Here is a 19696-nt window from a genome sequence, read left to right on the forward strand (position 1 = left end):
CTGTGATCCCGACTCTGTCTCCGCAGGGGAGAGTTTCTGCCATCGTCGTGACGACAATGAGGTTGATGCTGGTCAGCCTGCGGGAGCGTCATGTGCCCGGGCCGCCCTGGTGCTGGCGAGTCGGTAGGACTCCGTGCCTGTCTCGATGATGTTCCCGCCGAAGGTGAGGCGGTCGACGATGGCCGCGCAGAGCCGCGGGTCCGTGAACGTCCTCGTCCACCCGCCGAACGACTCGTTGGAGGCGATGGCGACGCTGTTCTTCTCTTCCCGCTCCGTCAGCACCTGGAACAGCAGCTCAGCGCCCCTGCGGTCCAGCTCCATGTAGCCCAGTTCGTCTATGCAAAGAAGATCGACTCGCCCGTAGCGGGCGATGGTCTTGGTCAGGATCTTCTCGTCCGCAGCTTCGACCAGCTCGTTGACCAGTTTGGTGGCGAGTGTGTAGCGGACCCGGAAGCCAGCCATGGCGGCTTCGGTGCCGAGCGCGATCAGCAGGTGGGATTTGCCGGTGCCTGAGTCGCCGATCAGGCAGAGGGGCATACCTTTCTTGACCCATTCGCAGGTCGCCAAGGTGTGGATGACCGCGGCGTCGATGTTCCCGTTGGCCTCGAAGTCGAAGGCCCGCAGGGACTTCTCCCTTGGGAACTGTGCCGCCTTGATCCTTCGTTCGGAGCGGCGGCGGGCCCGGTCGTCGCACTCGGCCATCAGCAGTTCGGCGAGGAAACCGCGATAGGACATCTGGTCGCGGGCGGCTGCTTCGGCCAGTTCGGGGAACTGGGTCCGGATGGTCGGCAGCCTGAGCATGCGGCATGCCTGGTCGACGGCGGCGGTCGCGGCCTGTTCGGTCAGCCCACGGTGGCGTTTGAGCGTCACGGCATCTCTCCCTGGATGGCGGGGCGGTCGGCCGGCTGCCGGGCTCGCAGCAGCTGGTCGTAGGCCGCGACCGAGGGCAGCGGCCGGGTGTCGGGCGGCAGCTGGGCAAGCCGCCGTTCAGTCAGCGAGGTCACGTTCGTCCGTTCCAGCACCGGCGGGATGAAAGCAGCCACAACCTCGTCGGCTTCGGCCGCCTTCCGTGCCTCCAGGGCGACGGCGTCCGCGGTCAGCGCACCGGCTCTGACCGCGGAGGCAAGCCCGGCGACCAGGTGTTCGTGGGGGATGTGGCGGCCCATCAGCAGTACCTCGATCAGAGCCCGGGTGCCGTCCCTCTCGCCGTGGGCAGCCTTCGCCGCCTCCCACCAGGCGTCGTGGATGGGCGTGAACTTTCCTGCGGAACGGGCCTGTTCGAGGGCAGTGGCCCCGGGAAACGCTCCAGGCTTGCGGACGAGGGCTTCGAGGTAGTGGTCCAGATCCAGGCGGGCCTGGCCTTTGGCGATGAGTCGTTCGTGGCGGGCGATCTGGGTCTGTCCGTCGTAGACCAGGAGTTCTGATGCATGCAGCATCGCCCGAACAGTCCGCCCGATGAACCGCACCGGCACCGAGTAGCGGTTGGTGCGGACACTGATCTGGCTGAAGCGGTCGACCCGCAAACTGAACAAACGGCCAGTTTCGAAGGGTTCGTCCGGCAGTGGCTGCAGCAGGCGCCGTTCGACGGCAAAGTACTCGTTCACCGGCCGTGGCCGGGAGCCGATCCGGCGCCGCTCGTCTTCCTCATCCCACTGCTCGATCATTGCGTTCAGCTCTGCGAGGGAGGCGACCTCCGGGACGGGGACCATGTGATTACGGCGGAACCAGCCGATCTGTCCCTCGACGCCGCCCTTCTCGTGGGCGCCCTCGATGCCGGGCAGGCAATACGCGGCATCAATGCCATAGTGCGAGCGGAACGCCGTCCACCGCTCGTTCTCCGCCCGGGACCGCGAGCTCAGCACCCGGGAGACCGCGGAGCGGAGGTTGTCGTATCGGACCTTGCCGGTGGGCACCCCGCCCAGCACGCTGAGAGCGTGGACGTGGCCTTCAAGAAACGCCTCCTGCCCGCAGGAGGCGAAGACGCGGTGCACGGCCTTGCCCGAATACGACAGCCGCATCGCAAACACGAAGCAGGTGACCTGCTCGCCAGCCAGGCGTACCTTCACGTCGCCGAAGTCCACCTCCGCTTCGGCTCCCGGCCGGTGCGACTGCGGGATAAACGCGTGCACGACCCCGCGGCCAGCCTCGACGGCGACCTGCGGCCTTCGGCCGGCGACATAGGCCCGCACCATCGGATAAGTCACCGCTTCCGCCCCGTGCTCGTCCAGGAGCCGGTCGAAGATCCGCTTGACGGTGTGACGCTGCTTGCGCGGAGCGTCCAGATCCACCCGGAGCATCTGGTCGATCAACGGCTTGTAGGGGTCCAGTCGGGTCCCGCGAGGTCTCGGCTTCTTGCGCGGCTCCGGCCAGACCGACTCCAACGCGGCTTTCACCGTGCGAAACCCGACTCCGTACTCGCGCATCAACGCCCGATACGACGCCCCTGCCCGGGCATCACGGCGGATTGCCGCGTACAAGTCGACCTTGGATTTCGGTGGCAGACGCGGGTGGCGACGCGAGTGACGCCCGCACGTTATGGGTTTTCGTACAGATGTCCGCCGCCCTGGAGGGCTTTGAGGGCGTCGTACTGGGTGGGCGTGAGTGCGGGGCCGTGATGGCCGGCCGTCTGCTGTGTGGATGCCGCCTTCGGCCCGACGAGGAGGCCAGCTTGTCGAAGGAATCGAGGACGGCGGCGACCTCACTGGTGTGCCTGGTGCAGGCGAGAGCCTGCTGGTTCGTTGTGGGGTGGGTGATGGCCCGCGGTCTGACGTCGGGGGTGCTGTTGCCGCATTCCACGCAGCAGCGGCGTGCGGGGTTCCAGTCGACGGGAACGTCGTGGATCTGTGACATAGGGGCTTCTGGGTGTGGTGGATTGTCTCGTCGGCCGTATGGAGGGCGAGGAACTGTCAAGTCCTGCTGACCGGCATGGAGTTCAGAAGGGCGGGGCAGTGACCGCTGCGCCGTCGGAGCCCCGGCGCCAGAGGCGAAGAGAAGGCCGGGGGCATCGTGCTGCGGGACTCATGCCGTCTTGCCGAAGTCGGACTGCTGCGGGGCGGCCTTGGCGATGGCGCGCGTGGTGATGGCCTTGGACGCGCGGGCGGAGGCGGCGGTAAGGGTGTCGGCGCCGGGTTCTAGGTACCAGGGGCGCAGGTCGAGCATGGCGGCGCGCATGCCGGTGGCGAAGCAGAGGGCGGTGCCCTTGGGGAGGGCTCGGATCGCGTCGGCTGGCAGGATGCGTTCCTGACGCATTGACACCGAGGTCGACTTACCAGACTCCGAGACCGAGGTGGAGGTGGTCTCCACGTCGTGGTCACCGATGAGGCGGGAGAGCTTGTCGGCGAAGTCCGGATCGTCGATGCCGCTCCCGATGATCTTGACGGTGCTCGCGGACCACATGGCGTCCATGCCTGCGTCCGACCAGACCTTCTGGCCTTGGCGGTAGGACTGCAGAATGGTGATCGGGATGATCCCGCGCGAGCCCAAGTGCGAGTACAGGTCCGGGAGATCGCTGACCTTGCAGACGTTGGCGGCTTCGTCGAGGATCGCGAGCATCGGCGGGTCGAGGCGTCCGCCGGCGCGTTCGGCCTGGGCGGTCGCGGCGCGCATCACGGAGTCCGCGCACGCCGCGATCAGTGCGCTGGCTCCGCCGCCGCCGTCCTTGGACAGCAGGTAGAGGGTGTCGGCGGAGACGACGAACGCGGACGGCCGGAACTCGGGGACGTCCCTCTGCGGGGTGACCCAGCGGGCGATCTCGGAGTTGAGGAGGGCAGCGGCGTACTGGCGGGCGGTCTCGTAGATGCCGTCCCTCGTTTCCGGTGGGCCCTCGACCGTGCCCTTGAGCTGGGCGGCGACCGCGCTGAAGCCGTGATCGCGCAGGATGTCGAGCGGGGTGCGGTCGGCTGGGAACGCGAGCCACTGCATGACGTCCGTGATGGGGCGTTCGTCGAGCGCGGCGGCGAGGAATAGCTGGCTCAGGATGTTGCTGCCGGCCTTGGACCAGAAGTCGCCCTGCTGGCTCGCGTCGACGCTGGCGGCGAGGAAGTGCCCGGCCAGGCGGCCCGCGCCGTCCAGGGTCTTCGCGTCGGCGAGCGGGTTCCACCACATCGAGCGTTCGGCGTGCGCGATCTGCTGCGGGTCCATCGACCACACCCGTCCTACTGCGGCGCGTGCGTCGAGAGTGGCGGTGTAGGCGTCACCGGCGGCCTTGTTCGAGGTCAGCAGGACCGCGCCGGGGGCCGCCAGGATGGAGGGGATCGCGAGGCTGGTGGTCTTCCCGGACCTGGGGGCCATGATCGCGACGGCGACGTCCTCGTACCCCATCCGGACCTCGTGCCGGGTGCCTTGCAGGTTGCCGAGGAGAATGCCGGTGTCGGCCGGGTCGATGTGCTTGGCGCTCTTCAGGCTCGGCCGCAATGAGCGCGCTTTGGCGGTGATCGCCTTGGCCATCAGCGGCTCGATATCCTTCGGCTTCGCCATAGCGGGGACCTTCTTCCTCCGTCCGCCGCTGGCGTCCTTGTGCCGCGACCAGACGACAGCGGCGGTCAGCGCTAGAACGGCCAGTACGGCGAAGGGGATGATGCGGGTGGCCCAGAGCAGGGACGTTTCACCGGCTTGGGGCCACAGCCGGGCCGGATGCAGCAGGGCCTGGATCGGCTGGTACGGCGCCCAGGGGCCGGCGTTGGTGGCGCGGGCGATGAGGTTGCCGCACAGCCAGGCGAGGTTGGACAGGGGGACGGCGACGGCGAGGGCGCCGAGGAGGACCTTGAAGGCGACGTCGTAGCCGTCGCTGCTGGAGGAGGACGGGGTGTTGGGCAAGGGCAGGAGTCCAGAAGGAGATAAGGCACGGGGCCGGGTCAGCGCGTACGGCGCTGTGGGGGCTCGCGCCGGTGCGGCGACACGGTCGGGATCGGACGGGGGCGTCGGGCGGCGAGGTCCTGGACGCGCTGTTCCAGCGGATCCAGCCCGGTGTCCGGGTACGGCGGGGCGGGGACGGTCTGCAGGTGGGGGCGTACGAAGAGGGGCAGTGTGGCCGGGTCGCGGCGCAGCGTCGTGGTGTCGGTGAGGGCGCGTGCGAGGGCGGCGATCAGGGGCAGCGGGGTGTCGCCGCTGAGGTGGGCGCGCCAGATCACCGTGTCGGGGTCGCCAGGCAGGGTCGTGGTGATGAACCAGCTGCCCGGCCACGGCCCGTGGTCTGCGCGTTCGGCACGCTGGAGGCCGTCGGGGGAGGACGCGGCGAGGTCGGAGTGCTCCAGCCAGCCGGCTGAGTAAAGGATCTCGAAGGGATCGTCCCCTTCCACCGATGTGGTCGCGGGGCCGGTGAAAGCGTCGGTGGACGCGGCGAGGATCTCCACCGGGATCCGGGCTGTGAACCGCGCGTACCAGGCGGGGTGTTCACCGGTGGCGGCGTGGAGGATCGTCCACCACGGTTCGTCCGGGGCCGGAGACAGGCTCAGTTCGGCCCGCTGGTCGCGGCGGACCAGGTGGACGTACGGGGACAGCGGCAGGTGGTCGTAGCACCATCCGTCGGCCTGGTGGAGGGCTGCGGTGATCCAGCGCGGGTCCCCGCCGCCGGCCAGGCAGGGCGGGGAGACGAGGACCTAGTCGGCCGCGTCGTGCGGCCGGAAACGCATCCGTTTTCACCTCCGGGCCGCCGGTGCCGGGCTCGCGGAAACCGTCGGCGTGGGCCGGGGTGCGACGGCCTCCAGGCGAGGCGGGGCGGCTTGGACGGCGGCATGGATGGCGAGGATCGCCGGGGTGTGCAGGGCGAGTTCGTTCAGCGCGTGCCACGCCTCGGCGTTGCGGGCGTCGACCAGGTCGCCGTACGCCTCCGTCCCTGGTCCGGCGGACGGCCGCAGGCCATCGAGGCGGGCGCTCACCTCGGCCTCGATGGCGTCGAGCTGGTCGAGGGCGTCGTCGGACGCGGCCAGATGCCACGGCCAGGCCGGCTGGACGGTAGGGGCGGGCAGGTGCTGGAGCTGGACGGCGGCGGTGGAGACAAGCTCGCGGGCGAAGTGACGGATGCGGGCGGCAGCCTCCCAGGTGTCGGACTCTCTCCGGGCGGCGCGGTGCCCGTAGGCCTCGTCGTCGTAGGGCCAGCCGTCGGGGTCGGTGTGCTGGTCGGAGTAGGCGTCCCAGGCGTCGAGGATGTGCTCGCTGGTGCGTACGAACGTGGCGAGCTGGTCGAGGCGCTGTTGATGGAGGACGCTCGGGCAGGAAGGCGGGGAGGTCAGGGAGAGGTTCTCCTTGCTCATCGGGGGCGCGCCGCCGTCGGCACCGAAGCCGGGACGGGGGCGGCCGGGGAGGGGGCGGCATCCGGACGCCGGCGTCGGGCAGCGCGGACGCGGGCCTGGATGTCCGTGATGCGCTGTTGGTGGGCGTCGGCGATGACGCCGCCGGTTAGGTGGGTGCGCTCGTGGTGGACGCCGAACGGCCAGCCGTGCTGGCCCCAACCGCGCAGGAGCGGTTCGGTGCTGGTCAGGGCGGTGATGAAACCGGTGACGGCGTGCGCGGGCGTGTGCTGGTCGAGCCAGCCGTCCCACATGGAGGGCCCGTCAAGAGCGCTCTCGCCGTCGGCCGCGGGGTACGTCTTCGCGCGGATGCGCCAGGTGAAGGAGGCGAACTCGATGTCTTCGGGGCGGCTGTATTCGACGAGCACCCGCCGATTGGGTGCGAGGGCTTCGTGCCGGGTGCCGTTCTCGCTTTGGGCGACGCTCCAGCCAACCTCGTGGAAGAAGTCCCACGGGTCGGGCGCCTCGAAGGGCACGGGGGCGGGTGTCATGAGCGTGTCGGTGAGTCCGGCGAGGATCTCGGCCGGGACCTGCCGACTGAACGAGGCAGACCATGTGGTGGATTGGGGTGGCTTGGCGGTCACGTGCCACCAGCGGCTCCGTGTGAACTGGCTCGCCACTTCCAGGCGGGCCGAGTGGTCCGGGCTGGTGAGCCGGGTCTCCGGGCAGGCCGGGTCGGAGGTGACGCTCCAGCCGGCGGCGAGCAGGGCATGGGTGATGTGGCGGGCATCGCCGGGACCGGCGAGATACCGGGGGCTGGTGACGTGGAGGATGTGCGACTCGTGGTCGCGGCGGAAGGCGGCGAGTTGCCGCTCGGTCACCGACAAGTGCCGCAGCCCGCCTGCGGGTTGAGGGGGATGCGGTGCGGGCCTTGTGCGAGTCCGGGCAGCGTGTTGCTGAACGCGTGGCCGAACCGGGCGCCGACCGTGGCGGTGTCAAGGCAGGACCGCACGCGTCCGGTCAGGGCCGTCACTCCATGGAGCGTCGGCGGGCTGCTGGTCGAGGGAGTGAGCATCAACGTCCTTGCGTGAAACGGGTGGTGAGGCGGTTTGGACGGGTCGGCTGCCCGGCTAGCGGAGCTTCTGTCGCCGTGCTGGCCCTTGGGTCGAGGGCTGGCCGGGCAGGGGGTGGCATGGCGCGCCGGGCAACTTCGAGTCGCTGTCGGCGCATTTGCACGAGCTGCTCCGGCGAGACGGCGCTCCTGGTGGCGGTGCGGTGGAAGGCGCCGCTGGGCTCTTGGCCCTCGTCGCGCAGCAGCGGTGCCGGGTCCGTCAACGCGGTGACGAAGCCCGCGATGGCCTCGGAGGGTGCCGTCTCGTCGATCGACGCGCCCCACAGCCACAGGCGTCGTTCTGCCGCGACCGCAACGTTGACCTCTGCTTTCCAGCGCCAGACGGGAGTGTCGGAGACGGCGGCGCTCGGTACCAGGGCCATTACGGCGGTCTTGTCGGGCGACAGCGCATAGGTCTCGGAGCCTCGGCGATAGAGGGACCCAGCCCCGGTCGGCCGCCAGCTGCCACAGTTGCCCAAGGGGGGATGGGCGCGCGGCCGGTGACGGCGTCGGTGAACTCGGCGATGATCTCGACGGGGGTGTGGCCGCCGAACTGGGCGGACCATTCGCGCCGTTCGGCGGGATGGATGCGCCGCCAGGACTCGCGCGGCTCGGGCGCGGTGGGCTCCAGGGCCAGATGAAGCCGTTGGTCGGGGCTCTCCAGCAGGACGTGCGGATAGCCGGGCACCGAGTGGTTGCTCCAGCTGGCGGCGAGCAGGTGCTCGGTTCACATGCCGGGGATCGCCGCCACCGGCCAGGTGCGGTGGCCCGACCTCGTCCAGCCACCGGACGCCGTTGTGCTGGTGGATGGTTGGGCCGTTGACGCGGGAGTAGATGCGTTCGTGGCTCACCGGGCCCGGCCTGACTGCCCGGCATGCGGGCGTGCTCCGGGCGGGGTGCGGGACCGGTTGGTGGCGAAGGAGTGACGGGCCCAGGTGGCGGCTCGGGCGGCGGTGATCCTCGCCTGCTGCCACGCGCCGAGCTGGGACGGCAGGACGGACACCGAGGTGGTGAGGATCCGCTGGGAGGGCGGAATGTGGCCGAGGGGCCGCATCACCGGCTCCGGGTCCGCGAGCGCCGTGCTGAACGCCTGGACCAGGTGCATCGGCGTGGTCGGCGTGAACATCGCCTCCCACACCCGGCCGTGTTCGTTACGGGCACCGGCCCACCAGTGCGCCTGCCCGGGGCCGGACTGGTGGAAGCGGACGAAGGCGTCGCCGACCGGGCTGCGGGCGGTGAAGTGCCGCCCGCGCTCGGTCTCCCAGCCCTGCTCCAGCAGGGATTCCCACACGTTGGGGGCATGCGCCGTGCGTGCGGTGGACAGGGCGTCGGTGAGACCGGCGACGATCTCGACAGGCGTCTGCCGTCCGAAGGTGGCGTGCCATGCCTCCTGGTGCGCGGTCTGTTTCCCGCGGATAGTCCAGCCGCCGGGCTGCGTGAACGGGTCGTATCCGATGCGCACGGACTTGTCCGGGCTGTCGAAGACGAGAGGTCCGCCGGTTGTGGACTTGTCCTTCCAGCCGGAGGCACGCAGGTACTCAGTCACGTGGCGCACGTCGCCGCCGCCGGCCAGATGGCGGGGTTCGACGAGGTAGTGCTGCTGGGCCTGCTGGTCGGCGGCGCCCCAGCCGGTCCACTGCTGCTTCTTGCTCAGTGGCTCCTCCTGACGATCATGGCGGAGGGGACGGGCTTCGCCTGTATGGTGCCGGCGGCGGAGGGTGCCTCGAGTTGCTTGAGGGCGTCGGTGTGCCCGTCGAGTTCCGCGCTGATGCGCTCCAGGTCGTTGGCGCAGCGGCCCATCGAGAGCCACACCTCGGGAGGGAGCGCGCCCCGGTGTGCGTGCCCCTGGGCGAAGCGGGATCCGGTGGCGATCAGGTCGGTCACCAGGGCCACGACGCCGTCGTCGTAGATGAGGACCTTGCCGAGGATCTCGGCCGCTTGGCGTGGAGCGGCCTGGGCGAGCTGGTCGTTGAGGGTCTTGAGCAGGCTGGTGATGTCCTCGGCGAGGCGTACGGGGTGGGACGAAGGGGCGGTCATGGGCCTCCTGAACGGGCCGGGTCGGAGTGCTAGATGTGGTGGCGGATGCGGTGGCTGTCGATGAGAAGGTCCATGTCCCGGCGTCGGGCTTCGTCGAGGGCGGCCTCGGGGTGTCCGCCGGCCAGCAGATGGTTCCGGGCGCGGGGGCTGGGGGCGACGGCACGCAGGTAGAGGCGGAAGAGGACCACTGCCAGGCGGGGCGGGCGCTCAGCGGTCATGGGCGCAGGTGTGCGACGTGGTGTGCGAGGGACGGGAGGCTCCCGGAGTGAGAGTGGCGAGCGGAGTGCGGTGAGGGGGCGGTCAGCGCACGCGGGCGGGGGTGGGGCGGACGGTCGAGGGCGGCAACCTGGAGGCCGGTGCGCTGGAGAGGCGGTGGCGGCGGGCCTCGGCGATCCGTGCTTCGTGCAGCGCTTGTTCGTCGTCCCAGCCGAAGGCGGTCTGCGTACGGCGGGTGTGGGGCCCGCAGCGGTACATCGGTATCCCGATGGCCATCCGCGGCAGCGGATCGGGGCCGGCGAGGCTGCGGGTGGACGCGGCGACGAGCCGGGGCGGGGTGTGGGCGGTGAAAGCGGCGGTCCACCAGGTGTATCCGTCGACCGTGCAGGCCGCGTGCCACGCGTGCGGCGACGGGCCGGCCACGTTCTCCTGGGCGAAGCGGACCAGCCAGTCCGGTGACACCGCCGCGGTCGCGTCCGGATCGGCGTCCGTGGTCCAGCCGGCTGCGGACAGGGGGCTGAGGATGTCGGGGCGGTGGCGGGTGCCGGGCCGCAGCATGGTCTCCACGAGCGCGGTGACGTACTCGACGGGCAGGTGAGCGCCGAGGGTTGCGGTCCAGTGCCGCCCGGCCGGGTCAGTGGCATGCAGGCTCCAGGTCCAGGCGCCCTGGCGGTCGAGGCCGACGTGCAGGGAGCCGTCGGGGCTGGCCAGGAGGGTGTGGTAGTCGATCGTGGATGCGTCGCGCCAGCCGTGGCCGCGCAGCAGCCATTCGGTCGGGTGTTCCCAGGAGTTGCCGCCGGCGAGGCAGCCGGGGGCCGCCTGGACGTAGGGGGTCGGGAGGGGCACAGAGGATCGGGTCAGCGGCTGCGGTGCGGGGTTGCCACCGGCGGGTTCGGCGGCAGGGTCGCGGCGGTGCCGAGGGCGGGCCGGGCAGGCGGATGGCGCAGGACGACGCTCACGCCGAGCTGGGACAGGCGGTCGCCGGCCGCTCGTACGGACGCGGCCTGGTGGGCGGAGTCGTCGCCGGACAGGACGAACACGCCGCGGGCGGTGTCGAGGGCGAAGCCGGCCTGGGTCAGGGCCCCGGCGATGTCGTCGCGGTCCGGCCGCTCGACGACGAGCGTGTCGTCCGACCAGGTCATCACCAACGCCTCCGGCTCGGCGGACGGTGGCCCCGCGAGGCGGGCGGCGTTGGCGTGGACCTGGGCGAGGGCCTTGTCGTAGCGGGGCAGCAGGTCGTAGTGGATGTCCTCCGCGGCGCTGAACGGATCGGCGGCCACCGCGATGCCGTCGGGCTCGCGGACGCCACGGAACGCCTCGGCCGGTGCGTCGGCGGGGGCCATGGCGGCAATCAGGTAGCCCTCGCCGGGCCCCGGACGGTCCGCGACGAACAGGCGGGTACCGTCCTCGCGGGTCAGTACGGCGCAGTGGTCCACGGCACGCCGGGCCAGGGTGTCGGCGACCTCGTTCAGGTCCCACACCTGGTCAGTGAGGGCGCCGTGGTCGCCTGTGCCGCCGCGGTCCGGGTGATACGCGCTGGTCCAGGCGCCGGGAAGTTCGCCGGCGAGGACGGCGGCGAACGAGCCGAGGCCGGTGTCGGGGGTGGGGTCGTGCATGGTCTCCTCGGAAGAAACTCGGGGGTGGGGGCTCAGCGGCGGCCGTTGGCCGGGGCCTGTGAGGCGGGCGCGATGACGGGGCTGGTGGCCGTCCGGGCCGCAAACGGCGTCGGCCGTGCCGTGGTGGGCAGGGCGGCGGCGGTGGAGTCGAGGTCCTGCTGGATGCCGTGCAGGCGGTGAGCGAGCAGCTCCAGTTGGTGTCCGGCGGCCGGGCCGTAGGCGTGCGGGAGGCGGCCGAGCCGGTGGGCCGTGTGCTCGACGAGACCACGCACGGTCGCGAGCGGCCCGGTGTACTCGTCGGCGAGCTGCCGCAGCAGTCCGCCGAGTTGCGCGGTGCCGTCCACGGCGCCGGGCGAAGAACGGTTGACCGCTGCGGTGGCGCGCTGCGCGAACCGGGCACTCTGACCGGGATCCGGGCCGCCGTCCTGGACGGAGCGAAGCCCGAGTTCGGCCTCGATGCGCCGGCACTCGACGGCCAGGAGCGCGGGCAGCCGGTGGTGCTGCGTGGTCCAGGTGCCGTCCGCGCGGATGAGGTTGGCGAGCAGGTCGAGGCGGCCGGGCTGTGCCTGGACGGCGATCCAGCGGCAGCCCTGGTCGTCCCCCGGCCGCTGGATACCCGCCGTCCGGGCCAGCCGGTGGGCGATCTCGGACCACTCCGGACCGGTGAGTGCGGGGTCGGCGGGATGCAGACGGATGTCCGCGTGCCAGATGGTGCGACGGTCGTCCTGCGGACTGACCGCGAACGCCTGCCACCTGCTGGGGTCGTCCAGATGATCGGCCCACTCGGCGGACGTCCACGTCTTCTGCTCGTCGTCGGGCGTGCAATAGTCCAGCCCCCCAGTGGGCGACCACCGTGTACTCGGTCAGTCCCTCGTCGTCGCTGACCGGCCGGCCGAGGGCCTCGGCGAGCGGCCCGGAGGGCACGGAGTCACGCGGACGAATACGGATGATCATCGGGAGTCGGGCTTCCTGCCCTGAGGGGCGAGTCGGGTCAGGTCGAACGCGGCGGTGATCAGGGTGTGTTCGCGCACCAGGTCCGCGTGGACGGCCTGCTGGCCCGGCGGCAGGAGTTCCAGGGCTCGCTCGATGGCCGCGTGCGCCTGGCGGTAGTGGCCCAGCGCGCGCAGTGCCGACGCCTTGCGGAACTGCGCGATCGGATCACCGTCGCCGCCGTCGGGCAGCCGGTCCACGAGGGCGACCAGCGTGTCCGCCCGGCCGGGCAGCAGGCCGCCCAGCCACACCCCGTGCAGCAGGACGTGCAGCGTCTTGGGGTGATCCGACGTACCGGAGAGGACCTGCTCCATCACGGCCAGACCGTCCGAGCGGGACTGGCCCAGGCGCGCGAAGGCATACAGCGCCCAGCTGTACGGGTCTGCGTCGAGCACGCTCAACGGCACCTGGTTCAGGAGGATTTCTATGGAGCGGCACCGGAAGTCGTAGCGCAGGGCGCTCAGGTAGAGGTGCCGGTACGTCCGCGAGACGACCGCCCCCGGACCGGGTCCGGGGGCGGTGACGTGCTCGGGGGTGAGCAGGATGACCGCGCTGTTCCCGGTGGCGCGGGCCTGCCAGGCGACGTCGGCGCACACCTCGGCCGACTCCTGCCAGGTCGCGTCCAGATCACGCAGGGCCTCGGCCAGCCGCACCGGCCACCGGGTCCCGGTGACCGTCTCGACAGCGATCGACGCCGCGCCCGCCAAAGCCGCGGTGCGCTCCGTGTCGTGGCTAGGGTTCATCGTCCGCCCCGGGCGTCGGCGGCGTGCACCACCTGGTTGAGGGGGGTGAGCGCGTACCAGCCGCAGTCGATGGCCCCGTCGGCGCCGGCCAAGCGCGGCACGAGGTAAGTCCGCAGCGCCTGCTGGTAGATGAGGCAGTCGGGGCAGCGGCGGGAGAGATGGACGAGGTAACGCGGGTGCGCGGTTACATAGGTGCGCGCCCCGCCGGCCGGGTCGTACAGCCGCCACCCGTCCTCGTCGGTCGGCGTGTGCCACGAGGGCGTGACGACCCTGTACGCGTCCCCCCACAGGTCGCCGCCGGAGACTCCCTTGAGGATCACGACCTCGTCGCCGGGCCGGAAATGCTGGTGGGTCATGTCCCGTTCGGGGGTGACGATGTCACCGGGAGCATGGAGGGGACGGGAGACGGCGTCGGGCACAGCAGAGAGTTCCTTCCACGAGCAGGCACAGACAGGCGGTGGGAGGAACAAGACTCCGGAGAATCCCCGGTTTCGGTAACCGGGGATCGTCGGGTATAAGCACCCGCGTCTACCGGAACGGGTTCTCCGTTCCGATGTCGTTGGATGTGGCGGCGTCCAGGAGTTCGGGCAGTTCAGTGCCTTCGGTATCCCTCTGGTCGATCCACCATCCGGCGCGGGTGATGGGGCGGATCTTGTCCTCCAGGACGGTCCAGTCGGCTTCGTCCCAGCTGCCCTCGGTCACCAGCGCGCTGAAGGCGGCGGTGACGAGTTGGTGGCGGGAGCGTTCGGCCCAGGCGAGGGCCTTCGCAGGGCCTTCGAGCGGCGGCATGTCGAACTGCGCGGCCCACTCGGCAGCGGCCTGCTGTTCCTCGGCGCGCTTGGCGGCCAGCCACTCCTTCTTGCCGGCGCTGTCCTCGTCGCGGGCAGTCTTCCAGCAGTCGGTGCAGTCACGTTCCCGCAGCCAGCGGGCGAATGAGGCGCGCCGGTCGGCGGGACGGTTGGACAGGTCATGTTCTCGTTCGTGTCCACATCGGTGGACGACGGGCCAGGTCATACGGACTGCCACGCGGTTGTTCCTGCTTTCTGTCTTCTGCGTCGTCTCAGCGTGTCCTGCGGATGGCGTCTGTGGCCGCCGTGGCGATGGCGGCGGGAGCGCTGGAGGGCTGGGGCAGGTGCAGCAAGGTGGTCCCCGGCAAGTGGTGGGACTTCGCGGTGAGGGTGAGCTGGAGTACGGCGCAGCCGGCGGTCGTGAGCTGCTTGACGCGGGTGACGGCTTGAGCGGTTTCGTCGCTGCCGTAGTGGGCGTCGGTGACGATCACGAGGAGGCGGCCCGCGCCGGGGCGGCTGAGTTCGAGGCCGTGGTCGAGTGCGTCGATGGCGTCGCCGAGGTTGTGGTGGCCGCCCTTGGCATCGAACGTCGTCACACGCTCTGGTGCTCGGTGGGTGGGTCGGGTCAATGCGGTCAGGTGCCTGTCATAGGCGATGGTGGCGGTAAGGGAGTCGGGGTCGGTCAGGGCTGCTGCGCGTGCCACGATCCAGGCAGCGGACGCGACGGGCGCGCAGGCGGCACGCATGGAGCCGGAGACGTCGACGGCGATACCCACACGCAGCGGTGGGGTGGGGGAGTTGCGGCGGCGGGTGTGGGTGAACGGTTCCGCGGTGGGGACCGACCCGGCCGCGCGCTGAGCGTCGCGGGCGAGGGCCGCGCGCATGTTGAGGCGGCCGGGCGGGGTGGGGCTGGTGGTCCGCTCCTCGGTCCGCTCGCGGTAGGCGGCGGCACGCAGGGCGCGGCTCAGGCGCGAGGCGGCACTCTGCTCGGCGGCGGTGGGCCTGCGGGTGCCGGTGACCGGGTTGCCGTAGGGCGCCGGTGTGCCGTCGGGGGTGACGGTGGTGCCACGGGTGTTGAAGACCGCCTTGGCGGTGGCGGCGGCTTTGCGTCGCTGGTCGGCCCGCTGGGCGCGGTCCTGAGCCTGCGCCTTGGACTGCGCGGCCATGGCATTGGTCGCTGCGGCCTGTGCCACGAGGTCGGCGGCGTCGGTGGCTGCCGTGCTGTCCATGACGATTCCCACGGCGCCGGACAGGAGATCGGTGAGGTTCTTAGGCACGGGCAGGGCGGGGGCCGCGGTGTCCAGAGCGTCGCACCATTCTTGACCGTGCGCGAGCATGGTCGTGGTGTCGTGGTCGGCGCACTGGTGGGCTGCGGTCCAGATGCGGGTGAGTGTGGCCAGCAGGTTTGCGCCCAGCACCTTTTCGCACAGATCGGCGACGGCCCGGGTCTCGCCGGCGTCCAGGATGCCGACGTCACGGCGGCCGAGGACCAGGGCCGCCACGGCGGCGGCGTGCTCGATGCCCTTAAGGGTGGGGTGGGCGATGTCGGGCATGACCAGGGTTCGGGCACTGGTGCGCAGGTACGTGCGGTCTGTGGGCCGTGTGATCAGGTGGGCGCCTTCGACACGGCTCTCCTCCAGCAGGAGCGCGGCCTCGACGACACGGGGGTTCGCTCCGGCAGGCTGCGTCCAGACGGAGTGGGCCGCGTGCGCGGCCTCGTGGACGAACACTCCCCAGGCGGCGGGATACCGCTCCTCGTCGCCCACGATCCGCGGATGGATTTCGTGGGGCTGGAGCGGGGCGAACAGGCCGGCGTCGAACTCGACCTCGCCCAGCGTGGGGAAGAACGCGGCCGGTGCGCCGCTGCGCGTGCCGGGGCGGCAGGTGACGAGGAGGTCCTGGCGGCCGGAGAGGGTGACCAGCCGGTCGCCGAGTTCGGCTCCCACGCGCAGCCACAAGTGCGGGGAGGAACGGGGTTGCGCGGGCGGGGCGCCGTCGTCGTCCCATCGCGCGAGGTCGGCGTCGTCGTCCGGCGTGGTGGCGGGGGACTGGACGTGGTGGTGGGCGCTCATCGCGAGCGGCCCCGGTGCGCGGAGCCGGTGCTGCCCGGGGGCTGCCGGACGGCCGAGGCGGAGAGCTGCTTGCCGAGGGTGAGGGGAGCGACCTCCTTTACGCCGACAGCCTTGATGACGGCAGCGGCGACGGCGTCGCGATCCTCCGCAGGAGCGATGCCGACCAGGTTCGCGAGCGCGGCTTTGGTGCCGAGGACGGCCTCGGTCTTCTGGTAGCTGAGCAGTTCCCGCAGTTGGGGGGACCAGCCCAGCTCGCCGAGTTCGACTTGGCGGGAGAGGTGTCGGGCGACCCGGACCACCCGGGCATCGATCCTCAGCGCCAGGGCGAGGTCATAGTCCGTGCCGATCTGGATCTGCACGCTGAACCGGCTCGCGAGCGCCTCCGTCAAAACCGCCCCGTGGACGCCGGGATTGTGGCCCGCCACCACGTAGAAGCCCGGCTCGGCCTTGATGGTCTCGCCCTTGTGGGCCTTGACCTGGATCTGCCTGCGCCCATCCATCGCGGGATACAGCGCCGCCAGAACCTTCGGTGAGATCAAGGTGGCATCGTCGATCAGCAGGGCGCGGCCCTCGGTCATCGCGGTGACCAGCGGACCGTACTGGAAGACGTAGGCTCCCGCGTCGTCCTGTGTGTACTCGCCGATCAAGTCGCCGACCGTGGTGTCGCCGTCACCGGCGACGGTGAGCAGGTCCGGGAACGCCGCCTCGACCAGACTCGTCTTGCCGGTGCCCGGAGGGCCGTAGAGCAGCACCGGCACGTCGGCGTCGCGCAAGCGATTCAACGCCTCGACGTCGGGCAGATCGGCCAGCTCCCGGGGGTGGTAGAGCTGGCCCCCCGCGCGGCGGATCGGGCCGGTCTGCCTAGGCGTGGCTGCTGCGGGAATGGTCGTGCGGGCCGTGGCCGCCTGGGCGCGGGGAGAGTGGGTGCCCGGCGGGCTGATCACAGCGGTCTGCGCGGCTGCGGCGGTTTTCCCGTTCGCGCGGAACTCCGGCTGTCCGGTTCCGCCTTGGTCGGCCTCACCGCGTCGCACCAGGGTGAGGGCGGCGTTGCGGACGGCACCGTGGGAGTGGCCCAGCTGCCTGGCCATGTCCCCGATGGTGAGCGTGTCCGCCGACCGGTCGGCCAGCAGTCGGGCCACCTTGGCCCGTAGTTCGCCGCCCTTGGTGCGCGCTGGACTGGTAGGCGTTCCGGGTGTGGTCAATACGAGGATCTTTCAACAGGTGCGGGTGCGTGCGGGGTTGGCGATGCGCTGGAGAGGCTGGCCGTTCTCGGAGCGGATCACGGACTGTGCGGACATCGGCGACGGGGCCGACCGGGGCGTACCGTCGGCGCTCACCGGCCGACCGAGGGCTCGGTGCAGGTGCACGGGATGGCCGGCGACGAGCAGCTCGCTGGCTGCCGGGCAGGCCCGTGCGTCCGCTCCGTACTGGGTTCCGTCGCCCGGCAGGCGCAGTTTGGTGTCTCTTCGAAGCCAGCCTGGAGCAGGATCCGCCGGGCGGCGGCGTTGTAGCCGGTGGTGGTGATCTCGCCTGTGATGGCGTGCCGGATCGTCATGAACGGCTCTGCTGGTGCTTCAGGCAAGGCGAATCTCCTATCGGTGGTGGCGGGAATGCGGTGGGGTGTTGGGCGAAGGCGAGGCCGGCCCGGAGCCTCCAGCACATCAACGGTGCGTGACTGGACCACGTACGATGGGCAATGACTGCCGACATGCTCCAGGGCGGGCCCTCACCGCCCTGCAGCTACCTGACTCGCCTTTCCGCACGTTCCGATAGCCGGGTGTACCAACAACGGCCATGTGCAGGGGAATCTCCTCGTGACGGGGTGAGGGCGGGGCGCCGGTGGATTCAGGCGGCGCGGGAGCGTGTGTGGAGTTCGGTGAACTGCTCGGCGGCACGGTCGAGCAGGTCGATCTGGCGCCGTGAGGTGCGGCGGGCGGCGGTGGCCAGGACGCGGTCGATGCGCGGGTCGAGGGTGCTGACAGCGTCCAGTCCAGCGGCGCGGGCGACGGTCAGTCGCAGCTCGGCCTCCAACCAGGCCCACTGCTTGGCGGCGGGCGTTGGGACGCTACCGCCGCCGAAGCCGTTCAGGTATTTGCCGCCAGCAGACAGGATGTCGCGCAGGGGGATGTCGTCGGAGGCCATCCAGCGACCGTGTTCCAGCAGTGTGAGGATGGCGCAGCGCATCAGCGTCATGTCGTCGCGCTCCGGCGCGGTGCAGATCCGGCAGGCGTGGTCGTCGCAGTTCCAGGCGGGCCTGGTCGAGCGGGGTATGTAAGAAGTGCCTTTCATGGGTGGGTAGTTGGTCGGTGTGGGTTGCCGGGTCAGCGTCGTGGTCGCCGCGTGGTGTCGGCGGGTGAGGACTGCGCGGTCATGGCGGTCTTCGCGCGGCGCGGCGGCGGTGTTGATGCGGCGGCCGGGGCGGGCCGCAGATCAGGGTCGAGGTCGACGGTGTACCGGGCGGCGGTGAGCATCTCGGCCGCCCAGGTGGCGTGGCCGTTCTCCCAACGGCGACCCCGGTCGAACGGCAGGCGGATCCAGACGCCACGCAGAATGGGGTAGGTGTCGAATCCCGCGCGGGCCAGGATGCTCGCGGCGAAGGCGTCGACCGGGCCGTCGACCTCGACTTCGCCGCCCAGGCCGCGGGTGATGCGGATTGCGGCGTCGCTCATCGGCCCCGCCCTCCTCCGGCTGCCCGGGCTTGGCCGCTCACGGGTTCGGCGACCTGCGGCACACCCTCAGTAGGGGACGTGGCCGGGACGGTGAGGCTCTGCGGGGAGCGGGTGGCCGCAGCGTGCGCGATGCGAGCGCGACGCTCCAACAGCCCATGATCTGTACCCAGTTGGGGAGATCCCGGCCTGCGGTCAGGGACGAGGGTGGGAGCGGTGTGCACCTGGTAGCCGAGGCGGCGCAAGTCCCGCGCGGCTTGGCGGGCGCGGCGCAGGCCGTCGTGCGCGGGCTGGACGAGCCGGTACTGGCCCGAGGAACCCGGTACGGGCTCGAACTGCTCGTGGGTGAGCAGCCAGCCGGCCAGGTGGCCGGGGATCTGGGGGTTGGCTTCGGCCACGTAGCCGTGCTCGGGATGGGTCGTGAAGCGGAAGTGGTCGGACAGAGACGAATCGATGGTGTCGAGGAGGGTGCGGCTGGTGTGTTCGTTGGCCTCCTTGTTGATCTTGGAGGAGTGGGCGATCTGGGCGAGGGCCTCCTTCTTCGTCAGCGTCGGCTCAGGGGGCGGCGTGGGAGAGGCGCTGCGGGTGACCTTGGCCGGGGTGCTCGTGGTGGGGGAAGAGGTGCTGCACGCGGTCGCGGTCAGGGCGATGGACGCGGCGGTGAGCACGAGGGCGGCCTGGCGGGCGGTCGTGTGCGAGGGAATGATGGTGCTCCGGGGAGGGGGGTCAGCGGGAACGGGACGGGGCTGTGGCACGCGCCTGCGCGGGCACGGCGGTCGCGGCCGGTGGGGTGCGGGTGTCGGCGGCTGTGCGCAGTTGCTTCGCGGTGTGGGCGAGGTGGGTGCGGCTGTCGCCGAGGCGGTCCACGAGCCGTTGTTGCTCGGTGGTGATCGCCCGGTCGCGGGCGGGGCCGGGGGCCTGGTGGGCGAGGTCGGCGAGCTGGCCGAGGTGGTGGACGGCGGCGCCGAGGGCGGCGAGGGCGAGCCCGGCGGGTTCGGCGGCGCTGGCGAGCGCGAGGGTCGTACGGCGCACCGTGGCCGTGGCCGGGTAACGGGAGGCAGCCCGGTGACGGAAGGCGCTCTCGCCGGCCAGGAAGGCCAGCAGGCGGGCCAGATGGCGGACTTCGTCGTCCAGGATCTCGCTCAGCGCCAGGTGCGGGCGGATCTGGTCGGGAAGCGGAAGCTGGTCGGAGACGGCGTTGAACTTGTCGGCCACATCGTGCAGCAGCAT

Annotated in this window: 25 protein-coding genes; all 25 read right to left on the reverse strand. The window is 71.1% G+C overall.

Going from position 1 to position 19696, the window contains the following annotated elements; translation table 11 throughout:
- Positions 1–72 precede the first annotated feature (72 nt).
- Positions 73–870, reverse strand: a complete 798-nt coding sequence (gene istB / locus ABZ887_RS01265) for an IS21-like element helper ATPase IstB (RefSeq protein ID WP_361281562.1) — start codon at positions 868–870, stop codon at positions 73–75.
- Positions 867–2501, reverse strand: coding sequence for an IS21 family transposase (gene istA, locus ABZ887_RS01270; RefSeq protein ID WP_361282404.1), 1635 nt, complete (start codon positions 2499–2501; stop codon positions 867–869). Before istA ends, istB begins: the two co-directional genes overlap by 4 nt.
- A gap of 517 nt (positions 2502–3018) precedes the next feature.
- Positions 3019–4815 carry a TraM recognition domain-containing protein gene (locus ABZ887_RS01275; protein ID WP_361281564.1) on the reverse strand — a complete coding sequence of 599 codons (1797 nt, stop codon included), beginning with the start codon at positions 4813–4815 and terminating at the stop codon, positions 3019–3021.
- 38 nt (positions 4816–4853) lie between these two features.
- Positions 4854–5576, reverse strand: a complete 723-nt coding sequence (locus tag ABZ887_RS01280; RefSeq protein WP_361282406.1) for a DUF317 domain-containing protein — start codon at positions 5574–5576, stop codon at positions 4854–4856.
- Positions 5577–5636: 60 nt separating this feature from the next.
- Positions 5637–6251 carry a hypothetical protein gene (locus ABZ887_RS01285; protein ID WP_361281566.1) on the reverse strand — a complete coding sequence of 205 codons (615 nt, stop codon included), beginning with the start codon at positions 6249–6251 and terminating at the stop codon, positions 5637–5639.
- Positions 6248–7108 (reverse strand): DUF317 domain-containing protein, encoded by an 861-nt coding sequence (locus ABZ887_RS01290; RefSeq protein ID WP_361281568.1) that lies wholly within the window; start codon positions 7106–7108, stop codon positions 6248–6250. The genes ABZ887_RS01285 and ABZ887_RS01290 overlap by 4 nt, the downstream gene beginning before the upstream one ends.
- The gene (locus tag ABZ887_RS01295; RefSeq protein ID WP_361281571.1) at positions 7105–7302 is read right to left on the reverse strand and encodes a hypothetical protein; all 198 of its coding nucleotides are present in this window, start codon (positions 7300–7302) and stop codon (positions 7105–7107) included. Before ABZ887_RS01295 ends, ABZ887_RS01290 begins: the two co-directional genes overlap by 4 nt.
- Positions 7302–7817 (reverse strand): DUF317 domain-containing protein, encoded by a 516-nt coding sequence (locus tag ABZ887_RS01300; RefSeq protein ID WP_361281573.1) that lies wholly within the window; start codon positions 7815–7817, stop codon positions 7302–7304. Before ABZ887_RS01300 ends, ABZ887_RS01295 begins: the two co-directional genes overlap by 1 nt.
- On the reverse strand, positions 7721–8026 hold the full coding sequence (locus ABZ887_RS01305; RefSeq protein ID WP_361281575.1) for a DUF317 domain-containing protein: 306 nt from the start codon (positions 8024–8026) through the stop codon (positions 7721–7723). Before ABZ887_RS01305 ends, ABZ887_RS01300 begins: the two co-directional genes overlap by 97 nt.
- Positions 8027–8185: 159 nt before the next feature.
- On the reverse strand, positions 8186–8992 hold the full coding sequence (locus ABZ887_RS01310; RefSeq protein ID WP_361282408.1) for a DUF317 domain-containing protein: 807 nt from the start codon (positions 8990–8992) through the stop codon (positions 8186–8188).
- Entirely contained in the window at positions 8989–9375 is a 387-nt protein-coding gene (locus tag ABZ887_RS01315) for a hypothetical protein (protein ID WP_361281578.1), read from the reverse strand. Before ABZ887_RS01315 ends, ABZ887_RS01310 begins: the two co-directional genes overlap by 4 nt.
- 29 nt (positions 9376–9404) lie before the next feature.
- Positions 9405–9593, reverse strand: coding sequence for a hypothetical protein (locus ABZ887_RS01320; protein ID WP_361281581.1), 189 nt, complete (start codon positions 9591–9593; stop codon positions 9405–9407).
- Positions 9594–9675: 82 nt separating this feature from the next.
- On the reverse strand, positions 9676–10437 hold the full coding sequence (locus tag ABZ887_RS01325) for a DUF317 domain-containing protein (RefSeq protein WP_361281583.1): 762 nt from the start codon (positions 10435–10437) through the stop codon (positions 9676–9678).
- Between the two features lie 11 nt (positions 10438–10448).
- On the reverse strand, positions 10449–11207 hold the full coding sequence (locus ABZ887_RS01330) for a hypothetical protein (RefSeq protein ID WP_361281586.1): 759 nt from the start codon (positions 11205–11207) through the stop codon (positions 10449–10451).
- A gap of 32 nt (positions 11208–11239) precedes the next feature.
- Positions 11240–11551, reverse strand: a complete 312-nt coding sequence (locus tag ABZ887_RS01335) for a hypothetical protein (RefSeq protein WP_361281588.1) — start codon at positions 11549–11551, stop codon at positions 11240–11242.
- Positions 11552–12157: 606 nt separating this feature from the next.
- Positions 12158–12940, reverse strand: coding sequence for a tetratricopeptide repeat protein (locus ABZ887_RS01340; protein ID WP_361281591.1), 783 nt, complete (start codon positions 12938–12940; stop codon positions 12158–12160).
- Positions 12937–13296, reverse strand: coding sequence for a hypothetical protein (locus tag ABZ887_RS01345; RefSeq protein ID WP_361282410.1), 360 nt, complete (start codon positions 13294–13296; stop codon positions 12937–12939). The genes ABZ887_RS01340 and ABZ887_RS01345 overlap by 4 nt, the downstream gene beginning before the upstream one ends.
- A gap of 172 nt (positions 13297–13468) precedes the next feature.
- Entirely contained in the window at positions 13469–13966 is a 498-nt protein-coding gene (locus ABZ887_RS01350; RefSeq protein ID WP_361281593.1) for a hypothetical protein, read from the reverse strand.
- 34 nt (positions 13967–14000) lie between these two features.
- Positions 14001–15800: a hypothetical protein gene (locus ABZ887_RS01355; RefSeq protein WP_361281595.1), complete on the reverse strand. Its 1800-nt coding sequence runs from the start codon at positions 15798–15800 to the stop codon at positions 14001–14003.
- Positions 15797–16939, reverse strand: coding sequence for an AAA family ATPase (locus ABZ887_RS01360; protein ID WP_361282412.1), 1143 nt, complete (start codon positions 16937–16939; stop codon positions 15797–15799). The genes ABZ887_RS01355 and ABZ887_RS01360 overlap by 4 nt, the downstream gene beginning before the upstream one ends.
- Before the next feature lie 194 nt (positions 16940–17133).
- Positions 17134–17355: a hypothetical protein gene (locus ABZ887_RS01365; RefSeq protein ID WP_361282414.1), complete on the reverse strand. Its 222-nt coding sequence runs from the start codon at positions 17353–17355 to the stop codon at positions 17134–17136.
- 290 nt (positions 17356–17645) lie between these two features.
- Entirely contained in the window at positions 17646–18089 is a 444-nt protein-coding gene (locus ABZ887_RS01370; protein WP_361281597.1) for a hypothetical protein, read from the reverse strand.
- A gap of 32 nt (positions 18090–18121) precedes the next feature.
- Positions 18122–18469 (reverse strand): hypothetical protein, encoded by a 348-nt coding sequence (locus ABZ887_RS01375; RefSeq protein ID WP_361281600.1) that lies wholly within the window; start codon positions 18467–18469, stop codon positions 18122–18124.
- Positions 18466–19134: a hypothetical protein gene (locus tag ABZ887_RS01380; RefSeq protein WP_361281603.1), complete on the reverse strand. Its 669-nt coding sequence runs from the start codon at positions 19132–19134 to the stop codon at positions 18466–18468. Before ABZ887_RS01380 ends, ABZ887_RS01375 begins: the two co-directional genes overlap by 4 nt.
- A gap of 58 nt (positions 19135–19192) precedes the next feature.
- Complete coding sequence (locus ABZ887_RS01385) at positions 19193–19696, reverse strand: hypothetical protein (RefSeq protein ID WP_361281605.1); 504 nt, start codon at positions 19694–19696, stop codon at positions 19193–19195.

The sequence above is a fragment of the Streptomyces sp. NPDC047061 genome, assembly GCF_040643955.1.
In the GTDB taxonomy this organism is placed as follows: Bacteria; Actinomycetota; Actinomycetes; order Streptomycetales; family Streptomycetaceae; genus Streptomyces.